This is a genomic window from Streptomyces sp. NRRL S-340 (genome assembly GCF_000720185.1).
Lineage (GTDB): Bacteria > Actinomycetota > Actinomycetes > Streptomycetales > Streptomycetaceae > Streptomyces.
This window is the reverse complement of the sequence record NZ_JOIY01000016.1, coordinates 121,796-130,629: the sequence shown is the minus strand read 5'-3', so window position 1 is coordinate 130,629 and position 8,834 is coordinate 121,796. Positions and strand designations below refer to the sequence as shown.

6 protein-coding genes are annotated in these 8,834 nt (G+C 73.2%); 4 read left to right on the top strand and 2 right to left on the bottom strand.

The genetic code is table 11. The features are described 5' to 3' along the window. Positions 1-365 precede the first annotated feature (365 nt). The 4 genes from IG64_RS15335 to IG64_RS15320 all read left to right on the top strand — a co-directional run bounded on the left by IG64_RS15335 (position 366) and on the right by IG64_RS15320 (position 6,489). Entirely contained in the window at positions 366-1,022 is a 657-nt protein-coding gene (locus IG64_RS15335; protein ID WP_037856131.1) for a response regulator transcription factor, read from the top strand. 233 nt (positions 1,023-1,255) lie between these two features. Continuing rightward, positions 1,256-2,515, top strand: coding sequence for a ribonuclease D (locus IG64_RS15330; protein ID WP_078884018.1), 1,260 nt, complete (start codon positions 1,256-1,258; stop codon positions 2,513-2,515). Positions 2,516-3,142: 627 nt separating this feature from the next. Then, positions 3,143-4,363 carry a thiolase family protein gene (locus IG64_RS15325; RefSeq protein ID WP_037856127.1) on the top strand — a complete coding sequence of 407 codons (1,221 nt, stop codon included), beginning with the start codon at positions 3,143-3,145 and terminating at the stop codon, positions 4,361-4,363. Next, positions 4,360-6,489, top strand: a complete 2,130-nt coding sequence (locus IG64_RS15320) for a 3-hydroxyacyl-CoA dehydrogenase NAD-binding domain-containing protein (protein WP_037856125.1) — start codon at positions 4,360-4,362, stop codon at positions 6,487-6,489. Before IG64_RS15325 ends, IG64_RS15320 begins: the two co-directional genes overlap by 4 nt. Positions 6,490-6,540: 51 nt before the next feature. Here the strand turns inward: IG64_RS15320 and IG64_RS40425 are convergent, their stop codons facing one another. Both IG64_RS40425 and IG64_RS15310 read right to left on the bottom strand, forming a co-directional pair. Beyond that, on the bottom strand, positions 6,541-7,437 hold the full coding sequence (locus IG64_RS40425; protein WP_037856123.1) for an endonuclease/exonuclease/phosphatase family protein: 897 nt from the start codon (positions 7,435-7,437) through the stop codon (positions 6,541-6,543). After that, positions 7,434-8,828 carry a GDSL-type esterase/lipase family protein gene (locus IG64_RS15310; RefSeq protein WP_037856122.1) on the bottom strand — a complete coding sequence of 465 codons (1,395 nt, stop codon included), beginning with the start codon at positions 8,826-8,828 and terminating at the stop codon, positions 7,434-7,436. The genes IG64_RS40425 and IG64_RS15310 overlap by 4 nt, the downstream gene beginning before the upstream one ends. Between the last annotated feature and the right edge of the window lie 6 nt (positions 8,829-8,834).

The window sequence follows — 8,834 nt, the reverse complement described above, 5'->3', positions numbered from 1 at the left end:
TCTCCCCCTTCTCCCCCTTCTCCCCCCTTCCTCCCCGCTTTTCCGGCCGGCCCGGGCGGTGCTCCGCCCGGGCCGGCCGCTGTCGTGCGCCCGCCGCCGTTCGTCTTACCGGCTCCTTGCCGTGTCTTTGTCGATACGGCCACTTTCGAGCAGGTAACGACCCCGAACGGCCCCGAGTGAACCGATTCGACCTTCGGATGATCGACAGTGTGTCCGAATTGCACGCATTGTTACTCACCAGATCGTGATCATTCTCTAAAGGACAACGGGTTTGATGCCGAAGACGACTGTGACCTAGCAAGCACGGTTCGTACCGGCTTCCTCCCCACAAGCCGGCCCCGTCCCCCCCACCCCCAGGAGGCCTGGTGTCCGTTCTCCTCGAGCAGCCCGCAAGCCTGGTCGCCTACCGCCCGAACAAGCCGACCGCCATGGTCGTCGTGGCGGACCCGCGCGTCCGTTCCACCGTCACCCGTCACCTGTGGGCACTCGGAGTCCGTGACGTCATCGAGGCGTCGTCCGTCGCGGAGGCCCGTCCGCGCATCGGCAACCCGCGCGACATCTGCGTCGCCGACGTGCACCTGCCCGACGGCTCCGGGCTCACGCTGCTGTCCGAGACCCGTGCCGCCGGCTGGCCCAACGGCCTGGCCCTGTCCGCCGCCGACGACATCGGCGCCGTGCGCAACGCCCTCGCGGGCGGTGTCAAGGGCTACGTCGTCACCGGCACCCGTACCAATGTCGGACTCCCCACCCGTCCGGGCGCCGCTCCCATCGGCGCCGCCCGGCTGCACCGCCGTCCCCCGGGTGCCCCGAGCCACCCGGGCGGCTACCGCGAGCTGTCCGGCCGTGAGGTCGAGGTGCTGCGGCTGGTCGCCGAGGGACAGTCGAACAAGGCGATCGGCGTCTCGATGGGCCTGTCCGCGCTGACCGTCAAGAGCCACCTCGCCCGCATCGCCCGCAAGCTCGGCACGGGCGACCGCGCCGGGATGGTCGCCGTGGCCCTGCGCACCGGCATCATCCACTGACACCCCCCACCGCCCCGCGCCCGGCCGCCGGCACTCCCCCGATCGGCCGCCGCCCGTCACTCCACCGCCCGTCCCTTTCCACCCCGTCTCCTCCCCCTCCGGTTCACCTCCGCGCCGTGCTCCTTCCCCCCGGCGCACCGGCCCCTGCCCCGTACCGGCCGTGAACCGGACGTGTCCCCCGACCTGACCGGTTCACGACCCCCGGCGCCCAAGAAACCGCAGCAGACAGCCCACTGCGCACCACCGGAGGCGCCCCTCCGGACGACGGCGGAACTTCTGACACGGGGGCGCCGATCCCGTTGCTCGAACCGCGCGAGGGCATTCCGCCCGTGATCGCCGACCCCGCGGCGCTGGCGGAGGTGGTCGCCGCCTTCGCCGCCGGCTCCGGTCCCGTCGCCGTCGACGCCGAGCGCGCCTCCGGCTACCGCTACGGGCAGCGCGCCTACCTGGTGCAGCTGCGCCGCCAGGGCGCGGGGACGGCGCTGATCGACCCCGTCGGCTGCCCCGACCTGTCCGGCCTCGGCGAGGCGCTGACCGGCGTGGAGTGGGTGCTGCACGCGGCGACCCAGGACCTGCCGTGCCTGCGCGAGATAGGCATGGTCCCGACCCGGCTGTTCGACACCGAGCTGGCCGGCCGCCTCGCCGGTTTCCCGCGCGTGGGCCTGGGCGCCATGGTCGAGAACGTGCTCGGTTTCGTCCTGGAGAAGGGCCACTCCGCCGTCGACTGGTCCACCCGGCCGCTGCCCGAACCCTGGCTGCGCTACGCCGCCCTCGACGTGGAACTCCTCGTCGACCTGCGCGACGCCCTGGAGAAGGAGCTGGACCGGCAGGGCAAGCTGGACTGGGCCCTCCAGGAGTTCGACGCCATCGCCTCCGCGCCGCCGCCCGAGCCCCGCAAGGACCCCTGGCGGCGCACCTCCGGCATGCACAAGGTGCGGCGCAGGCGGCAGCTCGCCGTCGTACGGGAGCTGTGGCAGACCCGGGACCGGATCGCGCAGCGCCGCGACGTGTCGCCGGGCAAGGTGCTCTCGGACGCCGCCATCGTCCAGGCCGCGCTCGCCGTGCCGGCCAACGCGCACGCCCTCGCCGCGCTGACCGGCTTCGGGCACCGGATGGGGCGGCGCCAGCTGGAGCAGTGGCAGGCCGCGGTGGACCGGGCCAGGGCCCTGCCCGAGTCGGCGCTGCCGCAGCAGGGCCAGACCGTGACCGGCCCCCCGCCGCCGCGGGCGTGGGCCGACAAGGACCCGGCGGCGGCCGCGCGGCTCTCCGCGGCCCGCGCGGCGGTCTCCGGGCTCGCCGAGCAGCTCAGCCTGCCCCAGGAGAACCTGGTGGCGCCGGACGCGGTGCGGCGGCTGTGCTGGGAACCACCGAAGCCGTCCGACGGCGAGGCCGTCGGCGCGGCCCTCGCGGGGTACGGGGCGCGGCCGTGGCAGGTCGAGCTGGTGACGCCGGTCCTGGTCGCGGCGCTGGGGAGCGGCGGCGACGGAGCGTAGGTGCCTGCGGCGGCTGCGGGACGGGGTGCGCGTGGCCTCGCCGGGCGGGCTCCTGGGGGCCTGGGCGCCGTAGCGGCTTGGTCGCCGTAGCGGCCTGGGCGGCGGGGCGAGCGGCCCGTCCGCGGGGGTTGCTCGCGCAGTTCCCCGCGCCCCTTCCGGCGCCGTCTGCGACGGCCGTCCGGAGGCCCACGGCCCCCCGGGAAGCGCCCGAGCGCCGTAGCGGCCTGGGCGGCGGGGCGAGTAGCCAGTCCGCGGGGGTGCTCGCGCAGTTCCCCGCGCCCCTTCCGGCGCGTGCGCGACGGCCGTCCGGAGGCCCATGACCCCGCCCGGGAAGCGCCCGAGCGCCGGAGCCGCCTGGGCGGCGTAGCGGCCTGGGCGGTGGGGCGAGTGGCCCGTCCGCGGGGGGGCTCGCGCAGTTCGCCGCGGCCCTTCCCGGGTGGAGATCCCCGGGTCCGCTTCGGGACGCTTCCGATGGCGGTTCGTCGTGCACCCCTTTCGGTGTGACGTTCGCCGCTTGGGGTGGGGGGACTGTGCAGTCACATTACCCGCGAGTAGCATGAGCGCTGAGCGCGCGCTCAGCGCTGCGCGTCGCAGCAGTGCCATTCCGCACCCTGGAGGAGAGCCATCGTGCCTCGTACCGTCAGGGACGTCGTCTTCGTCGACGGCGTCCGCACCCCGTTCGGCAAGGCGGGCCCGAAGGGCATCTACCACGAGACCCGCGCCGACGACCTCGTCGTGAAGGCGATCCGGGAGCTGCTGCGCCGCAATCCCGGTCTCGACCCGAAGAAGGTCGACGAGGTCGCCATCGCCGCGACCACGCAGATCGGCGACCAGGGCCTGACCATCGGCCGCACGGCCGGCATCCTCGCGGGTCTGCCCACCTCGGTTCCCGGCTACTCGATCGACCGCATGTGCGCGGGCGCGCTGACCGCCGTGACCACGGTGGCCGGCTCCGTCGCCTTCGGCGCGTACGACGTCGCCATCGCGGGCGGTGTCGAGCACATGGGCCGCCACCCGATGGGCGAGGGCGTCGACCCCAACCCGCGGTTCGTGAGCGAGAAGCTGGTCGACGAGTCCGCCCTGTTCATGGGCATGACCGCGGAGAACCTGCACGACCGCTACCCGCAGATCACCAAGCTGCGCGCCGACGAGTACGCGGTCCGCTCCCAGGAGAAGGCCGCCAAGGCCTACGCGAACGGAAAGATCCAGGCCGACCTGGTCCCGATCTCCGTGCGCCGCACCACGCCCGAGGGCGGCGAGACCGGCTGGGGCCTGGTCACCGCGGACGAGCCGATGCGCCCGGGCACCACCTTGGAGAACCTGGCCGGCCTCAAGACGCCGTTCCGGGTGCACGGCCGGGTCACCGCGGGCAACGCGGCCGGTCTCAACGACGGCGCCACCGCCTCCGTGATCGCCAGCGAGGAGTTCGCCCGCGAGAACGGCCTGCCGGTCAAGATGCGCCTGGTCTCCTACGCCTTCGCGGGCGTGGAGCCCGAGGTCATGGGCTACGGCCCGATCCCGGCGACGGAGAAGGCGCTGGCCAAGGCCGGGCTGTCCATCTCCGACATCGGCCTGTTCGAGATCAACGAGGCCTTCGCCGTCCAGGTGCTGGCCTTCCTCGACCACTACGGCATCGCGGACGACGACGAGCGCGTCAACCAGTACGGCGGCGCCATCGCCTTCGGCCACCCGCTGGCCTCCTCCGGCGTCCGGCTGATGACGCAGCTGGCCCGCCAGTTCGAGGAGCAGCCGCACGTCCGCTACGGCGTGACCACCATGTGCGTCGGCTTCGGCATGGGCGCGACGGTCATCTGGGAGAACCCGCACTTCGACGGAGGCGACAAGTGAGCACCACCGCTGAACTCCTGAAGGGCGCGGCCGAACTGTTCCCGGACGAGGTCGTCACGCAGGCGCACGTACGCCACTTCGACCTGCCGCTGGGCGCCGGGCGCTTCGCGCTCATCACCCTGGACAACGGCCTGGACCACACCAAGCCGACCACCTTCGGACCGGCCTCGCTCGCGAACCTGAACACCGCGATCGACCAGGTCGAGAAGGAGGCCGCGGACGGCGGGATCGTCGGCGTCGGCGTCACCGGCAAGCCGTTCATCTTCGCGGTCGGCGCGGACCTCAAGGGCGTGGAGCTGCTCAAGCAGCACGACCACGCGCTGGCCATCGGCAAGGGCGGCCACGAGGTCTTCAAGCGGCTCGCGAAGCTCGCCGTGCCCACCTTCGCGTACTACAACGGCGCGGCGATGGGCGGCGGCGTCGAGGTCGGCCTGCACTGCACCTACCGCACGGTGTCCGCGGCCCTCCCGGCGTTCTCGCTGCCCGAGGTCTTCCTCGGCCTGGTCCCCGGCTGGGGCGGCTGCACGCTGCTGCCGAACCTGATCGGCGCGGACAACGCCGTGACCGTCATCATCGAGAACTCGCTCAACCAGAACCGGCAGCTCAAGGGCAAGCAGGTCTACGAACTCGGCATCGCGGACGCGCTGTTCGAGGGCGCGGACTTCCTGGAGCAGTCGCTGCTCTGGACGGCGTCCGTCCTCAAGGGCGAGATCGCCGTGGAGCGTCCGGCGGTCGACCGCGGCGAGGGCTGGGACCAGGCCGTCGCACGCGGCCGGTTCATCGCCGACTCCAAGGTGCACGGCGCGGCTCCGGCCGCCTATCGCGCCCTGGACATCATCGCCGCCGCCAAGGACGGCGACCTCCAGGCGGGTTACGACGCCGAGGACCAGGCCCTCGCGGACCTGATCATGGGCGGTGAACTGCGCGCCGGGATCTACTCGTTCAACCTGGTGCAGAAGCGCGGCAAGCGCCCCGCCGGCGCCCCGGACAAGAGCCTGGCCCGCCCGGTCACCAAGGTCGGCGTGGTCGGCGCGGGTCTGATGGCCTCGCAGCTCGCCCTGCTGTTCCTGCGCCGCCTCGAGGTGCCCGTCGTCCTCACGGACATCGACCAGGAGCGCATCGACAAGGGCGTGGGCTACGTCCACGCCGAGATCGAGAAGCTGCTGGGCAAGGGCCGGATCAACCAGGACAAGGCCAACCGCCTCAAGGCGCTGGTCACCGGTGTCCTGGACAAGGCCGAGGGCTTCGCGGACGCGGACTTCGTCATCGAGGCCGTGTTCGAGGAGATGGGCGTCAAGCAGCAGGTGTTCGCGGAGGTCGAGGCGGTCGCCCCGGCGCACGCGATCCTCGCCACCAACACCTCCTCCCTGTCGGTGTCGGAGATGGCGTCGAAGCTGAAGCACCCGGAGCGGGTCGTCGGCTTCCACTTCTTCAACCCGGTCGCGGTCCTGCCGCTGCTGGAGATCGTCCGCGGCGAGCAGACGGACGACGCGTCGCTGGCGACCGCGTTCGCGGTGGCCAGGAAGCTGAAGAAGACCGCGGTCCTGGTCAAGGACGCCCCGGCGTTCGTCGTGAACCGCATCCTGACCCGTTTCATGGGCGAGATCCAGAACGTCATCGACGAGGGCACCCCCGTCGAGGTCGCCGAGAAGGCGGTCGAGCCGCTGGGTCTGCCGATGTCCCCGCTGGTCCTGCTGGAGCTGGTCGGCCCGGCGATCGGGCTGCACGTGTCGGAGACGCTCAACAGGGCGTTCCCGGACCGCTTCACGGTCTCCCCGAACCTCAAGGCGGTCGTCGAGGCCGGCAAGCGCGGCTTCTACGTCTACGACAGCGGCAAGCCGGAGCTGGACCCGGAGGTCGCCGCGCTGCTCAAGCAGGGCGACGTGGTCCTGACCGAGGAGCAGGTCCGGGAGCGGGTGCTGGACGCGGTCGCGCAGGAGATCGGGCTCATGCTGGAGGAGGGCGTCGTCGCCGAGGCCCAGGACGTCGACCTGTGCCTGATCACCGGCGCGGGCTGGCCCTTCCACCTGGGCGGCGTCACGCCGTACCTGGACCGTGAGGGCGTCAGCGAGCGCGTCAACGGCAAGCGGTTCCTGGCGCCGGGCGTGGCGTCGGTCCCGGCGTGACGCGCGAAGGCGTGTGAGAAGGGCCCCCGCCGCGGCGGGGGCCCTTCGTCGTCAGGTACGGCCCCGGCGGGTGAACTCGCCCTCCAGCAGCGCGTGGTCGGACTCCGGGCCGCCGCGCACCACGGAGCCCGCGGCGGTGAAGTGGCGGCGGTCCGCGAAGACGTAGTCGATCTTCCGGCCGCCCGCCGTGGGCCGGTCCCCGCCCGCCTCGGCGAACCGGGCCCGCAGCAGGGACAGGGCGGGTGCGGCGGGCGGCAGGTTGAGGTCCCCGGCGAACACCACGGGCAGGGTGGCGGGGAAGCCGGCCGTGCGGTCCCTGATCTCCCGGATCTGTTCGGGGGCCGCGCTGGAGGTGTGGGCGGTGCAGGCCACGAGCGGCTGCCCGCCGAGGCGGGTGTGCGCGCACAGCAGCCCCCGGCGCACGGGCACGGTGCGGCCGGCGTTGGTGTAGGTCTCGCCGCCGGTGTGCGAGAAGGGGCGGTAGTCCCGCCGGCCGTCGGGCACGTCCCCGCGGCTGAGCACGGCGGAGCCGAACCGGCCGGTGGGGCCGCAGGCCGGCACGTTGTCCTGGGAGGAGGCGTAGGTGCCGTCCATGCGCCGGCCCGAGCGGGCCAGCAGCCGCCTGAGCCGGGTGTACTGCGTCAGGCAGATCTCGTTCACGGTGACCACGTCCGGTTCCCGCCGCACCACCTCGCGCACCAGGCGTGCCACGGACGTGCCGGGTCCGGACCCGCCCGCGTTCCAGGGGCATCCGGCTGCGGCTCCGCACAGGTTGTACTGCAGGACGCGGAGCGTCCGCGGTTCCGGCGCCGGGTGCGCCGCGCGGCCGCAGCCCGCCGGCGGCAGCGCGAGCAGGACGGCGGCCGCCGCCGAGGCGGCCGCCCGCCGCACGCCCGGCCGCCTGCCGGTGACCCGGCCGCCGCGCTCGGGCTGAGCGGCGGCCCTCACCAGTCCCCGGCGAACGGCCGGTGCTCGCACACGGCGTCCGCGCAGGCGTGGCGGGAGGCGCCCAGTGCCCGCACGGGGCTGTCCTCGGGGATGCCGACGACCTTGAAGGTGCGCGGGGCGGGCGCGGACTCGGCCGCGCCGAACAGCGCGATCGCCCGCACGGCGTGCGTGCCGGGGCGCCAGGGGTGGGCGTGGGTGAAGGCCCACTCCCCGTTCTCGTTCACGCCGGTCGCGCCGATCAGCACGTCCCCCTCCATGAGGACGATCTTCGTCACGCCCGGCTGGACCGTCCCGGAGAAGCGGGGCCGCGGCCCGGCGAAGGCGCCCTCGGCCGGCGCGTTGAACAGGGGCGGCGGAACCTCGGTCAGCGCGGTGAAGCGGCGTTCCAGCACCGGCGAGCAGCCGTCGGCCCGCAGGGCGACGCACTGCACGACGTGGTCGCCCGCCGTCCAGTTCACCGAGCGGCGCCAGGTCCACTGCCCGGCGCTGCCGACGCCGGTGCCGCCGAGGTACTGGCCCTGTTCGAAGAAGAGCAGGTAGTGCGTGCCGGGCGGGGCCGCGCCGGTCAGCTTGACCATGGGTCCCGCCAGCGCGCCCGGGGCCGGCTTGCTGATCGTGGGCGCCTCGCCCACGGGCTGGGCGTACAGGGCCGCATCGGGCGCCTGGACGGTGAACTCGCCCGACACCGGGGGCATCACCGGCGGTTCCATGAGCCGGTCGACGTTCACGTCGGCCTTGTCGAGCACCCCGAGGTTGCACAGCCCGGCCACCACGATGCGGGCCACCTCGAAGGCGCCCGCGTGGTTCAGGTGGGTGGAGTCGATGGAGCCGTCGGGGTGCAGCGGGTGTTCCCCGGCGTCCACCCAGCTGAAGTACCGGCGCAGGCGCATCGGGCCGATCTCGGCCCACAGCTGCGTCGTGCGCGCGTTGAGGTCGAGCAGCGGCGCGCCGAGCCGTTCGGCGGTCTCCCGCATGGCGCGGGGGTAGTCGCCGACGGTGTTGAGCACCTCGCCGGCGGCGGAGAACGCGTACCGGGCCATCGGGGTGACCAGGACCGGGACCCCGCCCTCCTGGTGCACGTACGTCACGAACAGCCGCAGCAGTTCCTGGTACTCGGGGACGGGCACGTAACGGGTGCCGTTGTGGATCATGTGGTCGACGCAGCCGAAGCCGATCAGGACGATGTCACCGCGTCTCATGCGGTTGAGCATCGCCGGGAAGCGCTCGGTGAAGTACTTGCGCGTCGTCATGGCGCTGCGCGCGTAGTTGGCGACCTCGACGGGACCGGTGAGCAGTTCCTCGATCTTCTGGCCCCAGCCCGCCATGGGGGCCTCGTCCTCCGTGCGGGGAGCGGGCACGGAGTCCCCCAGCACGAATATCGTTCGGTTCACGTCTCA